Here is a 20,662-nt window from a genome sequence, read left to right on the forward strand (position 1 = left end):
GGGGGCTAATGTTCAGGATAATGCTATTTTACGCTTTGTTATTCAGTACCAACTGTCCGTTGTTATCCAACGGAATTTGCGCACCGGGGTCCTTATCCATACGGATTTTCCCCTGCTGATCGCCAATTTTGTACGTCACGTCGTAGCCCAGCATCTTTTCAGATTTGTCATACACCGTTTTACAACGTTGCTGCGTGGTGGTGTAAGTATCGTTTTCCTGCATCGAACCCTGAATCTGGTTACCTGCATAGCCGCCGCCTAAAGCACCGGCCACGGTGGCAATATCTTTACCACGTCCACCACCAAACTGATGCCCAATAACACCACCCGCAACCGCGCCCAGCACGGAACCCGCGATACGGTTTTCATCTTGTACCGGCTTACGGTGCGTGACCGTTACGTTCCGGCACTCCTGACGTGGTGTTTTTACCGACTCTTTAATCGGTGTTGCAGAGACAACTTGCGCATACTGTGGGCCACGCTCGAAAACGTTCAGACTGGCCACCGCTGCAACACCCAGCGCAGCAGCTACGCCAATCCCTATACCCGCCAACATTGATTTATTCACGGGACTTCCTCCTTTTTTGCTATTAGCAACAACTTTGCAACAGAAGGTAAGGAATGCCAATCAGATTACGGATGAAAATAGCGGGAGGTGGAGCGAAAGCGGAATGATTCAGACAACTCTGAAGGAAGGCGCCGGATGCGTAAAATCATCCGACGCCACAAGTCGATATTAATGCAGTTTCAGACGTGGGCGAATCACCCGGTTGATACTGCCGACCAGCATCATCAGGCCGGTTTTGAAGTAGCCGTGCAAAGCAATCTGGTGCATGCGGTACAGTGAGATGTACACAAAGCGCGCAATACGCCCTTCCACCATCATCGAACCACGGGTCAGGTTGCCCATCAGGCTACCCACGGTAGAGAAGTTAGAGAGCGAGACCAGAGAGCCGTGATCTTTGTACTGATACGCTTTCAGCGGCTTGCCGTTCATCTGTGCCAGAATATTGTTCATCGCACAGGTCGCCATCTGGTGTGCAGCCTGAGCGCGCGGAGGCACAAAACCGCCTTCCGGACGGGCGCAGGAAGCGCAGTCGCCAATCGCGTACACGTCAGGATCGCGCGTGCTCTGCAGAGTTGGCTCAACCACCAGTTGGTTAATACGGTTCGTTTCCAGACCGCCAATGTCTTTCATAAAGTCTGGCGCTTTGATACCCGCCGCCCACACCATCAGATCGGCTTTAATGTATTCGCCATCTTTGGTGTGCAGTCCGCCTTCGTCAGCGCTGGTTACCATCGTCTGGGTCAGTACGCGTACGCCCAATTTGGTTAACTCATTATGCGCAGCACCGGAAATACGCGGCGGCAACGCAGGCAGAATACGCTCACCGGCTTCGACCAGCGTAACGTTCAGCGCGTCGTTGGTCAGCCCTTTGTAGCCATAGCTGTGCAGCTGTTTTACCGCATTGTGTAGCTCAGCGGAGAGTTCAACCCCCGTCGCACCGCCACCCACAATGGCGATATTCACTTTTCCGTTAGCGCCCAGATTCGCGGAATACTTCAGGAACAGATTCAGCATCTCCTGGTGGAAACGACGCGCCTGATGCGGGTTATCGAGGAAAATGCAGTTTTCTTTCACGCCAGGGGTGTTGAAATCGTTGGACGTACTGCCCAACGCCATCACCAGCGTGTCATACGGCACTTTACGCTCAGGAACCAGCAGCTCACCCTTCTCATCACGCAGCTCAGCGAGAGTAATGGTCTTCGCTTCACGATCGATATCCACCACCGAGCCTAACTGGAACTGGAAGCCATGGTTACGGGCATGAGCCAGATAACTCAACGCATCCACACCTTCGTCCAGTGAACCCGTCGCCACTTCATGCAGTAACGGTTTCCACAAGTGACTGTGGTTTCTGTCTACCAGTGTAATTTTGGCCTTTTTCTTACGCCCGAGTTTTTTACCCAGCTGCGTCGCCATTTCCAGTCCGCCAGCACCGCCGCCGACAATCACGATCCTTTTCAATGGTGTAGTCAACGTGACCCCCTCAAATTTATTAACCAATTGTTAATTAAAGGTTATGAACATAGCCTTTAATTAACAACAAGTTACGGTAATGAAAATGTTCTTCGAGAGTGAGAATAACACGAACGGTGCATTGGTCATACCAAAATTGATGTGTATCAAGTTTTGATGCTGAAAAGATAGACAACCGGAACTTTAAGAACAAAAAAACAGCCCGATGGCTGTAATGCCAGTCAGTTAGCACCTCAGTTTCAGAAAGCTTCAAGCTGTGCTGCCCGAGGTAAAGAACATGCTATCTCGGAGAAAGAGTTCCGTTCACCTCATGCTCATCATTTCTCTTAAGCACCGATTCCTGTGAACGTGTAAAGGGCGTTCTCCGCCACGCCCTTTACAATCCCGGCTCCCGGCAGGAAAATTGTTGCTGCGCAATACCCTCCGCTTATTCCTCCAGGCTACCGGGCCGGGCGCGAGGAAGCGTCCTTGCAAAGCGCGCCCTGAGCCAGCATCCATGCTGGCTCTCCCGGCCTTACGGAAACACGTCGGCAATTTTCAGCCGGACCAGCCCACACCTGACCATCTGCGTTTTTTGTTTAAACAGCAAAAAAGATTTAACTGGAAGTCAGTGCGTTGAAGCGATGACCCCGGTCCGGCTGAAAATCGATGAGGCATTGACGGCTGACCGGGTCTGTCCGCAGGGATGCGGACAGAGGGGACGGCCTGCATGGACGCAGGCTCGACCCCGACCCGACAGGCAGACGGCATAAGACGAATAACTCGCGCAGCGACAATTTTCCCGCCGGGAGCCTGGGTTGCAAGGGAGGCGGCGGTGAGCCTCCCTTGCACGTTCACAGGTATCTGCGCTTCAGAGAAATGACACCGCTGAGGTGAACGGAACCCTGAGCCGGGATCACATGTTCACCATACGTTCGTAACTGACGAGCATTAGCCTGGAGGCTGTTTTTTTAAACGCTCATCAGGCTTAACCTAACGTCTTGAACGCCTTAATGCGCTGCAAATGCGGGGAGATATTTTTAAACTTATGCGTCTGCTCTTCATCCCAGACGATCTCATAAAAGTGATGCAGCTCTTCTGACGAGCGCTGACTGTTCAGTGCTTCATCATGGCGAGAGAGGATCACCAGGCAGCGATCGCGGTTCTTTTCACGAAAGTTGGTCACGCATTTTGTCGCAATGTCAGCATACTCTTCAGGTCTGTCGATTTTGCCTTCCATGTTCTCATACGGGAACAGGTTGGGATTAAACACGACCTGACGAATATCACACAGGAAACCAATCCGTTCAGCCCAATATCCCCCGAGCCCCACACCACAAATCAGCGGACGGTCATCCACATTCAGCTGCAGCATTTTGTCCACTTCTTTCAGTAGATGCTGCATATCATGTTTAGGATGCCGCGTACTGTAGCTAATCAGCCTGACATCCGGGTCGATGAATTGCAGCTGCAACACCTTCTCATGGTTGCCCGGGCTGTTAGAGTCAAAACCGTGTAAATAGATAATCATCGCATCCTCGCCAAACTTGCGTTAATGACCTGCTTTCTCTTCCTGCCAGCGCTCATGAAGTTGGTTAAGTTGAGCGCTTACCGTCTTCCAGCGTGCCGAGTCCATCAGTTCCTGACGTGAAAATGAACCTTTATGATACAAACGTGTAACACGTTCTGCATTGATCGGCGACAGATTATCTAACACACTGACCGCTCCCTTACGATTATTGCAGACCAGGATCATATCGCAACCTGCATCCAGCGATGCCTGTCCACGCTCCGCATAGCTTCCCATAATCGCCGCCCCTTCCATCGACAAATCGTCGGAGAAAATGACACCATCGAAGCCAAGCTCCTGGCGCAGCACCGTTTTCAGCCAGTGAGGTGAACCACTCGCCGGACGCGGATCTACATCACTGTAGATGACGTGCGCAGGCATAATGGCATCCAGTTTGTTTTCCGTAATCAACGTCTGGAACACGGACATATCTTTCGCACGAATCTCGGCTTCTGGGCGTGGATCGGTTGGGGTTTCTTTGTGTGAATCCGCCGTCACCGCCCCATGTCCTGGGAAATGTTTACCGGTCGTTTTCATGCCAGCAGTATGCATCCCGTCAATGAAGCGGGTCGCCATCGCCAGCGCTTTTAGCGGATCGGCATGGTAAGAACGCTCGCCGATTGCGGCGCTGATATGGCCCACATCCAGTACGGGTGCAAAGCTGATATCAATGTCCATCGCGATCATTTCGCTGGCCATCAACCATCCAGCGTCCTGAGCCAGTTTGCCGCCCTCTTCCAGACCGTGCAACGCAGCAAAGGATTGAGCCGCAGGCAGACGGGTAAAGCCTTCACGAAAACGCTGTACGCGCCCGCCTTCTTGATCTACCGCCACCACCAGATGGTTACGTGACGCAGCCCGGATCTGACGCACTAATTCACGCAGCTGTTCCGGGTCATGATAATTTCGGGTAAAGAGGATCAACCCACCTACCAGCGGATGTGCCAGAATCTCACGCTCTTCAGCGTCCAGCTCATACCCTTCGACATCCAACATTACTGGGCCCACAGTGCTCTCCTTATCCTTTCATTGTTAGCTGCCGCCAGGTTTCATCGGCCAGCCTGATAAATTGTCGATCGCCGGTTTGCCGCCAGCGATACTCAAACCACCCCGCCTTCAGCATCATTATCCAGGGTTGCCATTGTCTGACCTGTCGCCACAAAACGTCTGGCTCAATGTGCGCTCGTTGGGCGTAGGTGCTAACCAACTGTTGGTGCTGGGATTCATCGCTAACCCATACTGCCGCCAGCTCCAGGGCAATATCACCGTCTCCGGCGTATTCCCAGTCAATCAGCCGCAGCCCTGAGGCTGTACGTACGATGTTGTCACCGTGAACATCCATATGCAGCGGCCCCAGGCGCAAAGGTCGGGGCTCACCTCGTTTCCTTAGCCGCTTCAGCGCGCGCAGCCAGCATGGTGTACGACGCGCCGGATCGCCACACTGCCAGTACTGTTCAAGTAGCGGAAGCAGGCTAATTCGCCAGCCCAATCGGGGTTGCTGGTGCAGATGATACAGTAAGCCTGCGAGTTCGTCGGCGTCCGGTAATCTGGATTCTACCTTACCGTGAAAAAACTCGACTGCCATCCACCCACGCGTATAAAAATGAGGACGTGGCGCAAGGCTTTCTGGCAGGTGTTTTAACGCATGATATTGGCGTAAGAAATGAGATTCCGGTGCGTCAGGGTCGTGATGGCAGCGCAGTACCAGTCGGTGGGAACGGTGTTCAATGATGCAGCTCCCGCCGCTCAGGCCGGTTTGGCTGGTTGCGACGGGATGATACTGCGGGAAATAGCGCGACAACACTTCGCCGCGTGTGAGTTTGTTATTGTTGCTGTACGGCACCTTTACCTGACCAGATTATCTCGCCAGTTTGTACCAGCATTAATTGCATTTGCAGCGCAGGCGAATTGACGTTGCCAGATGCGCTGGAATAAAGCACATACTGCGCGCCAACGTTACGTGCGATACCAATCGCTTTACTGCGTGTTCCCAGGCTATCGTTTGGCGACAGACCTAACTGCTGCTTGGCGACAGCCAGTTGTTGGGCAGAAATCAGCGTAAACTTACCGTTATTCGCCAGCGCGTTACGCAAGGTCTCGGTGGCTTCCCCCGCGTTCAAAGAGCCGTTAGTACGGTTATTCACGCTATCCACCAGCAGAACGCCGCCCGCTTTGACGCCGTCGGCCTGCAGCATTTTGCCGACCATCGGCTGCATCGCCCCATTCCAGTCATAATGACGTTGACGTGGCGTCGGCTGCGCCGTTTGGTCCTCGTGCTCAATCGGGCCCGGCTGCTGCGGTATGGTTGGCACCGTTGGCACAACCGGAACCGGCTGTTGCGGCTGCGCAGGCTGTTCCGGCACCGGCTTGACTTCCTCTACCGGCGCGGGCTCACGTTGCACCACACAGCCAGAGAGAAACATCGCCAGCGCGGCAATCAGTGCGTAGCGATTCATTTTGTTCATCAAGATTCACCCCTTACAAATAAAGATAAAGTCTAACCTTGTGCGCCCCCAGATAATTGGCGCTGCCATACAGCGTCACCGACGAATGAGCCGGAACAGTCACACTGCGTGGCGCTTCCAGAGGGTGCATTTCCAGCCCTCTGGCGTCATACCAGTAAAACCGATAATGAACGGTAACGGGTTCTTGTCTTTCGTTATAGAGTCGAGAGGATGCCGAGGCCTGAATATCAGACGTGGTTAACGTGGGCTGTTCTGCTGTTATACCCGCCGCCAGAATCGTTGATTCCATCACCAGCGACTGTTCATCACTTACCGGAATTTCAGGATGTGTTCGACAACCCGCCAGCAACAGCAAGCCCATTGAAAGCGCAATGCATCCTCTGGTCATGTTTACAGACCTTTATGCGCGAGCATTGGGCCAAGCGCACGTCCACCCAGCAGGTGCATATGAATGTGATACACCTCCTGCCCCCCGTGGCGGTTGGTGTTCATAATTAAGCGGTACCCATCAGCAGCAATACCTTCCTGCTCTGCAATTTTCGCTGCAACGGTGATCATGCGGCCCAATGCCTGTTCATGTTCCGCCGTCACATCGTTGACAGTTGGGATCAGGATGTTAGGAATGATCAGGATATGCGTTGGTGCCTGAGGGGAAATGTCACGAAATGCAGTGACCAGTTCATCCTGGTATACGATATCCGACGGAATCTCACGACGAATAATTTTGCTGAATATAGTTTCTTCTGCCACGACGTTTTCCTTTTTCATTAACAGCCCAGGCGTTTTGCCATGCTACGCCGGGTAACTCTGCGAGTATAGAGTATGAGCGAGTTACTCACGCTCTTTCAACTTTAACCCTCGATTTTTTAAGCGAAAACCACAGTCAGTGCTGCTCTTATAACCATTTCCCTGCGCTATTGCTCAAGCATAGTACTGAAACAATATTTCATTTATGTCGTAGCATCTGTTTACACATTGATTGCTAATGCGTATATTTCGCATTTGCATTTACATGCGCATTTAATAATTTACAACCAAAGGGTTCATCACAACTACCGGTGATTCGAACTTAATATTAATAATTATCAAGGGCTTTTCGATGTCTTTCACAACACTCAACGGGAATATTCAACGCCAACCGGGGCTTGCCCCTTCTTTGCTGGCAGCATGCATCACGCTAGCCCTTTTACCTTCCACCAGCCTCGCAGCCCCTGCAGAAGAGACAGTGATCGTGGAGGGTTCTGCTCCATCCGCATCCGGTGAGGAGCAGGATTACAGCGTTAAATCGACCACCGCTGGCACAAAAATGCAAATGACACAGCGCGATATTCCGCAATCGGTCAGCATTGTCAGCCAGCAACGCATGGAAGATCAGCAATTGCAAACGCTGGGCGATGTGATGGACAACACGTTGGGGATAAGCAAAAGCCAGGCGGATTCCGATCGCAGCAGCTATTACTCGCGCGGATTTCAGATTGATAACTATATGGTCGATGGGATCCCGACCTATTTTGAATCCCGCTGGAATCTCGGTGACGCCCTTTCTGACACCGCCCTTTTTGAGCGTGTCGAAGTGGTCCGTGGCGCAAACGGGCTAATGACCGGGACGGGTAACCCTTCAGCCTCCATTAACATGATCCGTAAGCATGCCACCAGCCGCGAGTTCACCGGTAATGTTTCAGCGGAATATGGCAGCTGGAATAAACAACGCTATGTGACCGATTTGCAAAGCCCGCTTACGGCAGACGGCAACGTGCGCGGCCGCATCGTGGCGGGTTACCAGAATAACGACTCCTGGCTTGATCGCTACAATAGCGAAAAAATGTTCTTCTCTGGGATTGTCGATGCCGATTTGGGTGACACCACCAGCCTGTCTGCGGGCTATGAATATCAGCGCATTGATATCAACAGCCCAACCTGGGGTGGATTGCCGCGCTGGAATACCGATGGCAGTAAAAACAGCTATGACCGTTCGCGCAGCACTGCGCCGGACTGGGCTTACAACGATAAAGACTTCAACAAAGTGTTTGTCACCATCAAACAACGTTTTGCCGATACCTGGCAGGCGACCATGAACGCCACCCACTCCGAGGTCAAGTTCGACAGTAAAATGATGTACGTCGATGCCTATGTTAATAAGGCCGACGGCACGCTGATTGGCCCATATGGCAACGTCGGAGGAACCGGCTGGAACAGCGGCAAACGTAAAGTGGATGCTGTCGATCTATTCGCGGACGGCGGTTACGATCTGTTTGGTCGTCAGCATAATCTGATGTTGGGCGGCAGCTACAGTAAACAGAATAACCGTTATGAAAGCTCGTGGGCGAACGTTTTCCCCAACGAAATCGGCAGTTTCTATACCTACGATGGTAACTTCCCGGAAACCAACTGGAACCCGCAGTCATTGGCTCAGGACGATACCACGCACATGAAATCGCTGTACGCCGCAACGCGTATTTCGCTGGCTGACCCACTGCATTTGATTGTCGGCGCACGTTACACCAACTGGCGTATCGACACCCTGACCTACAGCATGGAGCAAAACCACACCACGCCGTATGCGGGTCTGGTATATGACATTGACGATAACTGGTCTACCTACGCCAGCTATACCTCAATCTTCCAGCCGCAGAACAAGCGCGACAGCTCCGGTAAATATCTCTCTCCGATCACCGGCAACAACTATGAGCTTGGTCTGAAGTCCGACTGGATGAACAGCCGTTTAACCACCACGCTCGCGGTGTTCCGCATTGAACAGGATAACGTAGCGCAATCAACCGGCGTGCCAATCGCCGGTAGCAATGGCGACACGGCCTTTAAAGCGATGGATGGCACGGTCAGCAAAGGGGTCGAATTCGAAGTTAACGGTGCGATCACTGATAACTGGCAGATGACGTTTGGTGCGACACGCTATGTTGCAGAAGACAACGAAGGCAATGCAGTAAACCCAAACCTGCCGCGGACCACGGTCAAACTGTTTACCCGTTATCGCCTGCCAGCCATGCCGGAACTGACCGTCGGCGGTGGAGTTAACTGGCAGAATCGTGTTTACAGCGATACAGTCACGCCTTATGGCACATTCCGCGCGCAACAGGGAAGCTACGCCCTGGTAGATTTGTTCACCCGCTACCAGGTAACAAAAAACTTCTCAGTGCAGGGTAACCTTAATAACCTGTTCGATAAAACCTACGACACGAATATCGACGGTTCTATCGTTTATGGTGAGCCGCGCAACGTCAGCATCACCGCCAGCTATCAGTTCTGACACCGGGTATTGCGTAGAATCGCTAACTCGCTGACTTAGGTTGCAAATTCTCATCAAACTCCAGCCGCTTTCTGTCGGGTTCTACCGCAGTCAGCGGCTTCACTTCGGCAAGCGTCTGCTGACAGCGCCCCACCAGCACCTGATACTCGCGAGTGCCCTGTTTTTTCCACACCAGTTCCTGCTCAGTTAACATGCGAATCGCTTTCGCCGGGCTGCCGACAATCAGATGGTTGGCAGGCATCTCAGCGCGCGCTTTCACAAACGCCGAGGCACCAACGATACTGTTTTCACCGATGGTCGCGCCATCGATAATCACCGCACTCATGCCGACCAGCGCGTTCCGCCCAATCACACAGCCGTGCAGAATCGCCCCGTGGCCGATATGTCCGTCCTCTTCCACCACCGTATCCTGGCCGGGAAATCCGTGCATCACGCAGTTATCCTGGATATTCGCCCCATCTTTAACCACGATACGCCCAAAATCTCCGCGCAGGCTGGCGTTGGGACCAACATAAACACCTTTGCCGAGAATGACATCGCCAATCAGCACTGCGGTTGGGTGAACATAGCTTTCTGCAGGAACTACCGGGATCATCCCGTCAATCTGGTAAATCGGCATGGCTTCTCCTGTTACACCTCGGCTAATCCGCCGAAACGTTGATAATAGAGCGGCCCCGGCGCGGGCAGTTCCCCCACCGAACTCTCGCCTTTTTCGCTGACGAAAACCTGGGCGCCGGGCGCAACACGTTGATAAATATTAATGCACAGCTGACGCGCCGTCTGGCCCAGCCAGTGAGCAGGCAACAATTCTTCCGGCAGCAGCGGATCTTTGAGCACAACCCGACGATAGAAGTGAATGAGCAACAGGCGGATCTGGAAGCAGCGCTCTGGCGTAAGCTCGTCCGGTCCGGCGTCACGCAGCAGCGGTAACAACGGACGGAACAGAGTGATAAACGCCTCGTACATGGCATTTTGTTCGGTTAAGTGCCAGCACCCTTCTACCCGCTCACGCAGCGCAGCGCGGGAGAGTGCCAACGGCGAATGCGCCTCAAAAACGATGACGTTTTCCGCTACCCCAGCTTCATGGAGTAGCGACTGTACGTCCGCCAGCTTTTGCGATGGCGACGCCAGCAGACTCGGCGCCAGTACGCCAAAACCTTGCCATAACAGCTGCTTTTTAACTTCGGCCAGGGTATTTTTCTCCAGCCCCTCCGACAGCAGCAGCAGCCAGGTACCGTCCCACTCAGGGGCGCTGGCACGATAGATTTTGCTCTCGGCGCGGCGCGTCAAGCGTAGCCCTTTATCGCTCAGGCGGTAGAAACTGCGGCGGCCGATACGTACCACATCCAGCCATTCTTCTTTATTAAGGCGAAACAGCGCGGTACGTACAAAACGTTCACCGAAGCCAAGCCCTTCCAGCAGCGCGGCAACGCTACCGAGCCAGACTTCTCCACCGCGTTGCGATAAACAGTCCCCGTAAAGCGAGGCGATAAGCGAGGTGCCGCTGACCGGCATCGCGGTGACCGCCTGCTGAATAAAATTATCGAGTTTTTCCATATGATTCATAGTGTTGTTATTTTTGTCCTTTTTGAATCATAGCACAGGAATAAAGCAGCGAAACGCCAGGAGTTTGTAGGCCGGATAAGGCAACGCCGCCATCCGGCAGCGTTGCACTGTTCTGCCTGATGGCGCTACGCTTATCAGGCCTACAGGGTTAACCGTTGGCGGCAACTTTGCGCAGGTCGAACACCCGGCACGCCTTACCTTCAGAGCGCGGGATGCTGCCGCAGTTAACAATGCTTACGTCGGTGGAAATACCCACCATCGACTTAATACGATGACGCAAATGATGGCAAATCTGGCAACGCTGCTCGTGGCTTAGCACAAGGCTACTCTCTTTAAGCTCCACGCGTACCGAAAGTGAATCAAGATGGCCACGGCGATCCACTTCAAGCTGATAATGCGGGGCCAGATGATCAATCTTGAGGATCTCTTCTTCTACCTGAGACGGGAAAACGTTGACGCCACGAATAATGAGCATGTCGTCACTGCGCCCGCTTATGCGATCCATACGACGCATCGTGCGCGCGGTACCGGGCAGAAGGCGCGTCAGGTCGCGGGTACGATAACGAATAACCGGCAGCGCCTCTTTCGTCAGCGTGGTGAACAGCAGTTCGCCATGCTCACCGTCGGCCAGTGGCGTACCGTCATCCGGATTGACCACTTCCGGGAAGAAATGATCCTCCCATATTGTCGGACCATCACCCGTTTCGATGCACTCCATCGCCACGCCCGGCCCCATCACTTCCGAGAGGCCATAAATATCCAGCGCCGTAATACCGAGGCGACGTTCGATCTCCGCGCGCATCCCCGTGGTCCACGGTTCTGCGCCAAATACACCGGTACGCAGTGAACAACCCCGCGCGTCACCGCCCATCTGGCGCTCCAGCTCTTCAATCAGGTTCAGGCAGTAAGACGGCGTGACCATAATCATGTCAGGTTTGAAATCGCGAATCAGCTGCGCCTGCTTTTCAGTCTGCCCGCCGGACATTGGGATAACCGTTGCCCCTAAGCGCTCCGCGCCGTAGTGCGCGCCCAGGCCGCCGGTGAAAAGGCCATAGCCATAAGCGACGTGGATTTTATCTTTCGCGGTACCGCCTGCGGCACGCAGCGAGCGGGCGACGATATTAGCCCAGGTATCAATATCATTTTGCGTATAGCCCACCACAGTCGGTTTACCCGTGGTGCCGGATGATGCATGGATACGCACCACCTGCTCCATCGGTACCGCGAAGGTGTCGAAGGGATAGTTGTCACGCAGGTCCTGCTTGGTGGTGCAGGGAAACTTGCTCAGATCGCTCAGCTCACGGAAATCATCCGGGTGAACCCCCGCCGCGTCGAACTTACGGCGATACATCGGGACATTTTCATAGGCGTGTTTTAACGTCCATTTCAGGCGCTCGGTTTGCAAAGCCTGTAATTCGTCACGCGATGCGGTTTCAATCGGATCTAATTTTGTTGTTGTCGTTGTCATTTTGTAGGGCACTCGCAGGTCAATTAGCTCACACTCGCTCAAGGATCATGGCAATGCCCTGACCCACGCCAATACACATCGTACACAGCGCATAACGTCCATTGCGTCGTTCCAGCTCCAGCGTTGCGGCCAGCGCTAACCGCACACCGCTCATCCCCAGCGGGTGACCTAAAGCGATAGCCCCCCCATTGGGATTCACGTGTTCTGCGTCATCTGCCAGTCCAAGCTGTCTCATCACACCCAACGCCTGGGCGGCAAAGGCTTCATTCAGCTCAATCACATCCATATCGTTGATATTCAGCCCGGCGCGCTCCAGCACTTTTCGTACCGCAGGAACTGGCCCAAGACCCATGTACTTCGGTTCAACGCCCGCGGTCGCCATGGCGACAATGCGTGCACGCGGCGTTAGTCCCTGGGCCTTTATGTGTTGCTCGCTGGCTACGATCATTGCTGCCGCGCCGTCGTTCACCCCAGAGGATTGCCTGCGGTGACCACGCCGTTCTTACGAAACGGTGTTTTCAGTTGTGCGAGTTGCTTCAGCGTGGTTTCTGCACGCGGATGTTCATCTTCACGTACTGCGCTAACTGCCCCTTTCTTGCCAATGATTTGTACCGGCACAATTTCCTGCGCCAGAATGCCGTCACACTGGGCTTTCGCCGTGCGCTGCTGGCTGCGATACGCAAAGGCGTCCTGGTCCTCTCGGCTTATATTTAACAATTCAGCTACATTCTCCGCCGTTTCGGGCATGCTGTCAGTTCCGAATTGTTGCTGCATGAGCGGGTTCACAAAACGCCAGCCAATGGTGGTATCAAACATCTCTGCCTGACGCTGAAACGGCGCGGTCGCTTTGCCCATTACAAACGGCGCGCGTGACATTGACTCAACGCCACCGGCAATCAGCAGATCGGCATCACCGGCTTTGATCGTGCGAGCAGCGAAGCCGATCGCATCAAGCCCGGAGCCGCACAGACGGTTGATGGTCGTGCCGGCAACGCTGTGCGGATAATCCGCCAGCAGGGTCGCCATATGCGCCACGTTGCGGTTATCCTCGCCCGCCTGGTTGGCGCAACCGAAGATCACATCGTCAATAGCGCTGGGATCCAGGCGTGGGTTGCGGTTGAGTAATTCACGCAACGGGATGGCCGCCAGATCGTCGGCACGCACGCCTGCCAGCGCCCCGCCGTAGCGACCAATCGGGGTACGAATACCGTCACAAATAAATGCGTCACGCATTAGACTTCTCCTGTAATCGTGCCACCGATGCGGTGAGATTTGCCGCGAAACAGAGCCACGGTTTTGTGTTGCTGATTGACAATTTCAATGTCGTAAACGCCAGTGAGTTTGCCTTGCTGCTTAACCCGCGCGGTGGCGGTCAGTTTGTCACCTGCAAAGGCCGGACGCAGAAAGTCGATACTGGCTGCTGAGGCTACTGCTGCCAGTCCCTGACTGTTGCAGGCGTAAGCAAAGGCAGTATCCGCCAGCGAAAACAGTTGCCCGCCGTGACAGGTCTGATGGCCATTCAGCTGCGACGGCGACACGGTCATGGTCATCTGCGAATAACCGTCGTCCATCTCAATAATTTCAATCCCCAGCGCCTGCGCGCAGGTGTCTTTCACATACATGGCGCGGGCGTTGCGCCAGGCTTCATTACTCATGACGCATCTCCATCAGCGCTTTCTGGCGCAGCAGCGCACTCGGGCGATAGCGTTCTTCGCCGTAGTGCTGTTGTAGATTTTCCAGCAGACGCAGCACACGTCCCCAGCCGAGCGATTCGCCCCAGGCCAGCGGCCCGTGCGGGTAGTTGACCCCCAAGCGCATGGCGGTATCGATATCCTCGGCGCTGGCGACTCCTTTTTGCAGCGCATCCAGCGCTTCGTTCGCCAGCATCGCTACCGTGCGCCATACCAGCAGCCCTGGGTAGTCGGCAATACGCAGCACTTTTTTGCCCTGCTGCTGGAAGTAGTACACCGCTTTGTCGGTGGCTGAATCCGGGTTGGTTGGTGCGCTTGCCAGCACGACGGTGTCGCCCGCAGCATGGTCATACACCACCACCGGGCGCTGGTGCTGCACGCTTAAGGCCAGCGCGGTTTCACCAGTAGTTTCAAGGAGCAGCACATCATCCAGTTCAGTGACAACGTCACGCTTGATATTTTTTGCTGCATTTTCAGGCGCTACCGCTGCAACAGCCAGTTCAGGCGATACCTCAGCAGGCCAGCAATAGACGCCGTGGCCGCTCTTCTTGCCCAGACGCCCCGCCAGAGCGAGCTCCTGTTGCAGCAAAGACGGTAGAAAACGGCGGTCCTGCCAGAAGGCGTTAAACACCGAACAGGTCACGGCAAAATTGACGTCCTGACCAATCAAGTCGGTCAGCGCCAGCGGTCCCATCGGGAAGCCGCCGCCGTCACGCAGCGCCGCATCAATCACTTCCGCTGACGCAACCTGTTCTTCCAGCGCGCGCCAGGCTTCAGCGTAGTACGGACGCGCCACGCGGTTGACGATAAAACCCGGCGTTGAGCGGCAGCGCACCGGCTGCTTGCCCCAGGCGATTACGCACTGGCAAAGCAGCTCGACTACCTCAGTTGAGGTGGCAAGGCCGCTCACCACTTCCACCAGTTTCATCACCGGTGCCGGGTTAAAGAAGTGCAGCCCCGCCACACGTTCCGGATGCTTCACTCCCGCCGCAATTGCGGTAATTGAGATCGACGAGGTATTACTGGTCAGCAGCGTTGACGGCAAACAGATCTCCGCCAACTGACTGAACAGCGCTTTTTTAATTTCCAGCCGCTCGGAAGCGGCTTCAATCACCAGTTGTGCATCGGCAAGCTGATTCAGTTCAGTCGCGGGTACGATTCGTGCCAGCAGCTCACTGGCCTGTTCCGCACTAATTTTTCCACGACCAACACGAACGTCGAGTCGCTGGCGAATACCCTCAATGGCGCGAGTAATCGCCTCAGCGGAAATGTCATACAGCAGGACCGAATGCCCGGCGCTGGCAGCCACCTCGGCAATGCCTGCACCCATTGTTCCGCCGCCGATCACGGCAACGCGGTGAAGTGTTTTCATCATGGCTTATTTCCCGCTGAACTGTGGTGGGCGTTTGCCGAGAAAGGCGCTGACCCCTTCGCGATAGTCGTCGCTGCGACCGGCCATGCGCTGGTAGTCGCGCTCAAGCTCAAGCTGCTGATCCAGCGTGTTGGTTTCGGAAAGCTGCAAGGCTTTCTTAATCAGCCCCAGGCCATAGGTCGGCTGCGTCGCGAAACGGCGTGCCATGGTCAACGCGGTATCTTTCAACTCGGCATCGTCGACCACTTGCCAGATCATGCCCCACTGCGCGGCCTGTTCGGCGCTGAGGTTATCGCCAAGCATCAGTAAGCCGACGGCGCGAGCGCGACCGGCTACGCGCGGCAGCACCCAGCTTCCGCCGCAGTCCGGCACCAGGCCGAGCTTGCTGAAGGCCATGACAAACTTCGCCGAGCGCGCGGCGAGGACGATGTCGCAGCCCATGGCCAGCGTGGCACCGGCACCAGCGGCAACGCCGTTGACGGCACAGATAACCGGCTTCGGCAGCGCGGCTAAGCGGCGCACCAGCGGGTTGTAGAAGCGTTCCACCGACATGCCCAGATCCGGCGCGAGGCCGCTCGGGTCAACGTTACGGTCGTTCAGATCCTGTCCGGCGCAAAACCCGCGTCCGGCACCGGTGATCAGCAGGCAACGAATGGCGTCGTCGCGCTCGGCCTGTTTCAGGCAGTCGGCGAGTTGCTGGTGCATCACGTCGTTAAAGCTGTTGAGTCGGTCCGGGCGGTTCAGGGTGATAGTCATCACGCCCTGCTCCACTTCGCTGAGAATAAATGCGTCCACGATTAGCGTCCTTTAAATTCCGGTGTGCGTTTGTCTAAAAAGGCGCTGACGCCTTCACGACGATCTTCGGTGCCGCTCAGCAGCGTAAACAGCTGACGTTCCTGCACCAGACCGGCCTGGAGACCCACTTCTTGCGCAGCGCGTAGAGACTGTTTTGCCGCCCGCAGCGCCAGCGGTGAGTGACGGGCGATGGTCGCCGCCAGCTTGAGCGCGTATTCATCGGAGAGGTTCGCCGGGTGAATGTCACTCACCAGCCCGGCCCGTTGTGCTCGTTCGGCATCAATGCTTTCACCGCTCAGCACCATTCGGCTGGCCAGCGCTTTGCCAACACAACGGATAAGCCGCTGCGTACCGCCCGCCCCTGGCATGGTGCCGAGAGTAATCTCCGGCAGACCAAAGCGCGCGTTATCCCCGGCAATCACCAGGTCGCACAGCAGCGCCAGCTCGCAGCCCGCGCCCAGTGCGTAACCGTTAACCACCGCGATCAACGGCTTGTTGAAGGCATCAATACGTGCCCACAGGTGTGGGCGAATATCGTCGAAAGTGGCGGGCAGATCTTTTTCCGCCATTTCATTGAGATCGGCCCCGGCGGCGAAATAGCGCGTGTTGCCGCTAATCACGCAAACGCTGATGCTGGCGTCCGCCGCCGCGCTTTCCAGCGCGTCAGCAATCTGCGTTAGCAGCGCATTGTTCAGGGCGTTACGCGCCTGCGGACGGTTCAGAGTCAGTTGCAGTACACGGTCGTGACGGGAAATCAGCAGTTCGCTCATGCCATCCCCCGCGCATCGAAGTCGACCACTACGTCACCGCTGGTTGGCAGCGCCTGGCAGCTCAGCACATAGCCCGCCGCCAGTTCATCGGCTTCAAGGCTGTAGTTGGCGGCCATCGCCACCTCGCCACTGACCACCTTGCATTTGCAGGTGGCGCACACGCCGCCTTTACAGGCGAACGGCAGGTCAGCGCCCTGGCGCAGCGCGGCGTCGAGAATGCTGTCATCTTCCGCATTCAGTGAAATCAGGCGATCGCGCCCATCCTGACGAAGGGTGACCGTGCGGCCTTCCGCCTGGATGCCGGTGGCGCGTTTCACGCTGGTCCCCGGCGTATTAAAACGCTCAAGGTGAATGGATTTTTCCGCTATACCCAGTTCACGCAGTGCCACTTCGGCTTCATCCATCATCGCCGATGGGCCACAGATAAAGGCGTCATCAAAGCGGCTGAAATCGAGCAAGTTTTTGCCCAGCGCACGCAGTTTGTCGCCGTCAATACGACCCTGTAGCAGATCGCTGTCCATCGACTCCTGACTGAACAGGTGCACCACCTGTAAACGCTGCGGATAGCGGTCTTTCAGATCGGCCAGCGCCTGACGGAACATCATGCTGTGGCTGCTGCGGTTGCCGTAGATCAGCGTGAACTGGCTGGCCGGTTCGGTCGTCAGCGTCGCTTCAATAATCGCCATCATCGGCGTAATGCCGGACCCGGCGGCTATCGCCAGATATTCAGCTTCGCGCTCGGCCTGCGGCTGGTAGCCAAAATGGCCTTGCGGCACCATCACTTCCAGCGTCATACCCTGCTGGATATCCTGCTGGGCATAGCGGGAGAAACGCCCACCGTCGATAGCTTTAACCGCGACGCTAATTTCCGACGGCGAGCGGCTGCGACAAATGGAGTAACAACGACGCAGCTCTTCTCCACCGAGGTGAGCTTTCAGCGTCAAATGCTGGCCCGGTCGAAAGGCGTAGTCATTACGCAGCGCGTCAGGAATGGTGAAAGTGATGGTCACCGCATCGCGCGTTTCCGCTTCGACGTTGGCCACGGTAAGCGAATGAAATGTTGTCATCGCAACCTCAAATACATTTAAAGTAATCAAAGGGTTCACGGCAGCTGTCGCAGCGATATAACGCTTTACAGGCCGTGGAACCGAATTCGCTAATCAGCGAGGTATGGGTGCTGGCGCAGCGCGGGCACTGTACGTCAGTTGGCATTTCGGCATGACAGGCGTGGGCCTGCGGCGGGCTGATACCATACTGGCGCAGGCGTTCGCGGGCGTCCGGGCTCATCCAGTCAGTGGTCCACGGTGGGTCAAGCTGCAGGACGATATGTACTGGCGTATAGCCGTGCTCCGCCATCACCGCGCGAATTTCACCCAGTAGATGCTCGGTGGCCGGGCAGCCGGAGTACGTCGGCGTAAAGCCGATTACCCAGCCGTCGCCGCAGCGCTCAACGCTGCGTACCATGCCGAGATCGGTGATGGTCAGCACCGGCACTTCCGGATCGGAAATCGCACTTAACAGCCCCCAAACGGTGTGCACCTCTGGCGGTGCGATCGCGGTAAGACGTTGCATAGCCCCCCCTGCTACCACTGCTGACCAGGATACGCACGCTGCAAGTACTGCATCTCCGCCAACATCGGCCCGAGATGTTCGCTGTGTAGCCCCTGCTTGCCGCCGTTGCGAAACGCCGCCTCTTGCGGAACGTGTAAACCAGAATCAATCAGCGCAGTGTGTACCGTCGTCTGCCATTCGGTTTGCAGTTCGCGTGGATCGACGGCAATGCCCTGCCTGGCCAGACCAATTTCCAGTTCGTCGGCGAGGAACAATTCGCCGGTGTAACGCCACAGATTGTCCACCGCCTTCTGCATCAGTTGCGCGGAGTAGTCAGTACCATTCCCCAGTCGCTCCAGCCAGCCGCGGCTGAAGCGCTGGTGATAACGCACCTCTTTCAGTCCTTTGGCGGCGATAGCCGCAATCTGCTTATCGCGGCTGTTAACCAAACGAGTGAACAGCGCCACGTGCCAGACGTCGATAAAGAACTGGCGAGCGATCGTGTCGGCAAAGTTGCCGTTAGGCTGTTCCACCAGCAACAGATTGCGGAACTGACGCTCATCACGACCAAAAGCCAGCGTGTCTTCGTCGCCGCTACCCGCCAGTTCGGCTGCGTAGCTGAGGAAGTTGCGCGCCTGCCCCAGCAGGTCGAGGCCGATATTAGCCAGCGCCAGATCAATCTCCAGCTCCGGCGCATGGCCGCACCAGGCACCCAGACGCTGAGCCAGCACCAGGCCGTTATCGCCCAGACGCAGGGCATAGGTTGCAACGGGATTCAGGTTATTCATCGTTGCCTCACATATGTTCCATGCCGTCCGGCACGGTGTAGAACGTGGGATGGCGATAGACTTTGCTCTCCGCCGGGTCGAAAAATTCACCGCGTTCTTCCGGCTGCGACGCAACAATTTCGCTGGCTTTCACCACCCAGAGGGAGCAGCCTTCGCTGCGGCGAGTGTAGGCGTCGCGGGCATTTTCCAGCGCCATCTGGTCATCGGCGGCATGCAGACTGCCAACGTGACGGTGCGATAACCCCTGTTTGCTGCGGACAAAAACTTCGTATAACGGCCAGTATGTTTTGCTCATGACTCTCTCCTTACGCCGCGTCGCGGGCCTGTTGCTTTTCGGCGTGCGCCAGTGCGGCCTCGCGCACCCATGCCCCTTCTTCCCAGGCCTTACGCTTTGCGCCCAGACGTTCGTGGTTGCAGACACCACGACCGTTGATGACCTCATTAAATTCCTGCCAGTCGATCTCACCGAATCGATATTTCCCCGTCGCTTCATCAAGCTTTAGGTCGGCGTCCGGCACGGTCATACCGAGGATTTCTACCTGCGGGACCGTGTTATCAACAAAGCGCTGACGCAGTTCGTCGTTGGAGTGCAGTTTGATTTTCCACGCCATGCTGCGGGCGCTGTTCGGTGAGTTGTCGTCGTTCGGGCCAAACATCATCAGCGCAGGCCACCAGAAACGGTTGATGGCGTCCTGCAGCATCTGACGCTGTTCCTCGCTACCGGTAGCCAGCGCCATACACGCTTCGAAGCCCTGACGCTGATGGAAGCTCTCTTCTTTGCAGATTTTGACCATCGCCCTGGCATACGGGCCGTAGGAGGTACGACACAGCGCCACCTGGTTAACAATCGCCGCGCCATCGACAAGCCAGCCGATCACACCGATATCCGCCCAGCTCAGAGTTGGGTAGTTGAAGATGGAGGAGTATTTCATCTGGCCGTCGAGCATCTTCTGGTACAGATCTTCACGCGCGCAGCCCAGTGTTTCCGCCGCGCTGTAGAGGTACAGACCGTGTCCGGCCTCGTCCTGTACTTTTGCCAGCAGAATGGCCTTACGCCGCAGCGTGGGTGCGCGGGTTATCCAGTTGCCTTCCGGTAACATGCCGACAATTTCCGAGTGCGCATGCTGGCCAATCTGGCGGATCAGCGTCTTACGGTATGCGTCCGGCATCCAGTCCTGCGGCTCGATGGCCGTTTCCTGCGCGATGCGCTGGTCAAAGCGTTGTTCTTCTGTCACGTCATCACCTTATGATTCCGATAATTTCAACAAATCAATATTTGTGAATCACTTTGTTTTATAAAAGTTACATCTTGGTTAAATAAAACCACAAATTTTGTTTGCT

21 protein-coding genes and 1 pseudogene are annotated in these 20,662 nt (G+C 55.7%); 1 reads left to right on the forward strand and 21 read right to left on the reverse strand.

Going from position 1 to position 20,662, the window contains the following annotated elements; all coding sequences use genetic code 11:
• Positions 1-28: 28 nt before the first annotated feature.
• The 8 genes from OGY18_RS09330 to hinT form a co-directional block, all read right to left on the reverse strand.
• On the reverse strand, positions 29-568 hold the full coding sequence (locus OGY18_RS09330) for a glycine zipper 2TM domain-containing protein (protein WP_003030814.1): 540 nt from the start codon (positions 566-568) through the stop codon (positions 29-31).
• Between the two features lie 168 nt (positions 569-736).
• On the reverse strand, positions 737-2,041 hold the full coding sequence (gene ndh / locus OGY18_RS09335; protein WP_003832263.1) for an NADH-quinone dehydrogenase: 1,305 nt from the start codon (positions 2,039-2,041) through the stop codon (positions 737-739).
• A 967-nt stretch (positions 2,042-3,008) separates the two neighbouring features.
• On the reverse strand, positions 3,009-3,551 hold the full coding sequence (gene ycfP / locus OGY18_RS09340) for an alpha/beta hydrolase YcfP (protein ID WP_003030817.1): 543 nt from the start codon (positions 3,549-3,551) through the stop codon (positions 3,009-3,011).
• A gap of 21 nt (positions 3,552-3,572) precedes the next feature.
• Positions 3,573-4,598: a beta-N-acetylhexosaminidase gene (gene nagZ / locus OGY18_RS09345; RefSeq protein ID WP_003832260.1), complete on the reverse strand. Its 1,026-nt coding sequence runs from the start codon at positions 4,596-4,598 to the stop codon at positions 3,573-3,575.
• 10 nt (positions 4,599-4,608) lie between these two features.
• Positions 4,609-5,433: a thiamine kinase gene (thiK, locus tag OGY18_RS09350; protein WP_286552771.1), complete on the reverse strand. Its 825-nt coding sequence runs from the start codon at positions 5,431-5,433 to the stop codon at positions 4,609-4,611.
• Positions 5,414-6,055 carry a penicillin-binding protein activator LpoB gene (lpoB, locus tag OGY18_RS09355; RefSeq protein WP_126318439.1) on the reverse strand — a complete coding sequence of 214 codons (642 nt, stop codon included), beginning with the start codon at positions 6,053-6,055 and terminating at the stop codon, positions 5,414-5,416. The genes thiK and lpoB overlap by 20 nt, the downstream gene beginning before the upstream one ends.
• Positions 6,056-6,068: 13 nt before the next feature.
• Positions 6,069-6,443 carry a YcfL family putative periplasmic lipoprotein gene (locus OGY18_RS09360; RefSeq protein ID WP_003832254.1) on the reverse strand — a complete coding sequence of 125 codons (375 nt, stop codon included), beginning with the start codon at positions 6,441-6,443 and terminating at the stop codon, positions 6,069-6,071.
• A 2-nt stretch (positions 6,444-6,445) separates the two neighbouring features.
• Positions 6,446-6,805, reverse strand: a complete 360-nt coding sequence (gene hinT, locus OGY18_RS09365) for a purine nucleoside phosphoramidase (protein WP_003030826.1) — start codon at positions 6,803-6,805, stop codon at positions 6,446-6,448.
• 349 nt (positions 6,806-7,154) lie between these two features.
• Between hinT and fhuE the strand changes: the two genes are divergently transcribed.
• Positions 7,155-9,320 (forward strand): ferric-rhodotorulic acid/ferric-coprogen receptor FhuE, encoded by a 2,166-nt coding sequence (gene fhuE, locus OGY18_RS09370; protein ID WP_279274858.1) that lies wholly within the window; start codon positions 7,155-7,157, stop codon positions 9,318-9,320.
• Between the two features lie 22 nt (positions 9,321-9,342).
• On the opposite strand, the gene paaY is transcribed toward fhuE, so the two are convergent.
• From paaY to paaA, 13 genes and pseudogenes are all read right to left on the reverse strand, one after another.
• Positions 9,343-9,939, reverse strand: a complete 597-nt coding sequence (gene paaY, locus OGY18_RS09375; protein WP_100272609.1) for a phenylacetic acid degradation protein PaaY — start codon at positions 9,937-9,939, stop codon at positions 9,343-9,345.
• Positions 9,940-9,950: 11 nt separating this feature from the next.
• A complete protein-coding gene (gene paaX, locus OGY18_RS09380) occupies positions 9,951-10,877 on the reverse strand; it encodes a phenylacetic acid degradation operon negative regulatory protein PaaX (RefSeq protein WP_003832246.1) in 927 nt (308 codons plus the stop codon).
• 157 nt (positions 10,878-11,034) lie between these two features.
• A complete protein-coding gene (paaK, locus tag OGY18_RS09385) occupies positions 11,035-12,354 on the reverse strand; it encodes a phenylacetate--CoA ligase PaaK (protein ID WP_148362107.1) in 1,320 nt (439 codons plus the stop codon).
• 28 nt (positions 12,355-12,382) lie between these two features.
• Positions 12,383-13,587 (reverse strand): annotated as a pseudogene (gene pcaF, locus OGY18_RS09390) (3-oxoadipyl-CoA thiolase).
• Complete coding sequence (paaI, locus tag OGY18_RS09395) at positions 13,587-14,009, reverse strand: hydroxyphenylacetyl-CoA thioesterase PaaI (RefSeq protein WP_003832239.1); 423 nt, start codon at positions 14,007-14,009, stop codon at positions 13,587-13,589. Before paaI ends, pcaF begins: the two are co-directional and overlap by 1 nt.
• The gene (locus OGY18_RS09400) at positions 14,002-15,420 is read right to left on the reverse strand and encodes a 3-hydroxyacyl-CoA dehydrogenase (RefSeq protein WP_286552779.1); all 1,419 of its coding nucleotides are present in this window, start codon (positions 15,418-15,420) and stop codon (positions 14,002-14,004) included. The genes paaI and OGY18_RS09400 overlap by 8 nt, the downstream gene beginning before the upstream one ends.
• Before the next feature lie 3 nt (positions 15,421-15,423).
• Complete coding sequence (paaG, locus tag OGY18_RS09405) at positions 15,424-16,212, reverse strand: 2-(1,2-epoxy-1,2-dihydrophenyl)acetyl-CoA isomerase PaaG (protein ID WP_286552781.1); 789 nt, start codon at positions 16,210-16,212, stop codon at positions 15,424-15,426.
• A 2-nt stretch (positions 16,213-16,214) separates the two neighbouring features.
• A complete protein-coding gene (gene paaF, locus OGY18_RS09410) occupies positions 16,215-16,982 on the reverse strand; it encodes a 2,3-dehydroadipyl-CoA hydratase PaaF (RefSeq protein ID WP_286552782.1) in 768 nt (255 codons plus the stop codon).
• Positions 16,979-18,049: a 1,2-phenylacetyl-CoA epoxidase subunit PaaE gene (gene paaE / locus OGY18_RS09415; protein ID WP_063941443.1), complete on the reverse strand. Its 1,071-nt coding sequence runs from the start codon at positions 18,047-18,049 to the stop codon at positions 16,979-16,981. The genes paaF and paaE overlap by 4 nt, the downstream gene beginning before the upstream one ends.
• Before the next feature lie 7 nt (positions 18,050-18,056).
• Positions 18,057-18,554: a 1,2-phenylacetyl-CoA epoxidase subunit PaaD gene (gene paaD, locus OGY18_RS09420; RefSeq protein WP_126318451.1), complete on the reverse strand. Its 498-nt coding sequence runs from the start codon at positions 18,552-18,554 to the stop codon at positions 18,057-18,059.
• Positions 18,555-18,565: 11 nt separating this feature from the next.
• On the reverse strand, positions 18,566-19,321 hold the full coding sequence (gene paaC, locus OGY18_RS09425) for a 1,2-phenylacetyl-CoA epoxidase subunit PaaC (protein WP_206159987.1): 756 nt from the start codon (positions 19,319-19,321) through the stop codon (positions 18,566-18,568).
• A gap of 7 nt (positions 19,322-19,328) precedes the next feature.
• On the reverse strand, positions 19,329-19,616 hold the full coding sequence (paaB, locus tag OGY18_RS09430) for a 1,2-phenylacetyl-CoA epoxidase subunit PaaB (protein WP_003832229.1): 288 nt from the start codon (positions 19,614-19,616) through the stop codon (positions 19,329-19,331).
• Between the two features lie 10 nt (positions 19,617-19,626).
• Positions 19,627-20,556, reverse strand: coding sequence for a 1,2-phenylacetyl-CoA epoxidase subunit PaaA (paaA, locus tag OGY18_RS09435; RefSeq protein WP_048214437.1), 930 nt, complete (start codon positions 20,554-20,556; stop codon positions 19,627-19,629).
• Positions 20,557-20,662 lie beyond the last annotated feature (106 nt).

Origin of the sequence: Citrobacter sp. Cpo142 (genome assembly GCF_030332425.1) — a bacterium.
GTDB classification, from domain to species: Bacteria; Pseudomonadota; Gammaproteobacteria; order Enterobacterales; family Enterobacteriaceae; genus Citrobacter; species Citrobacter portucalensis.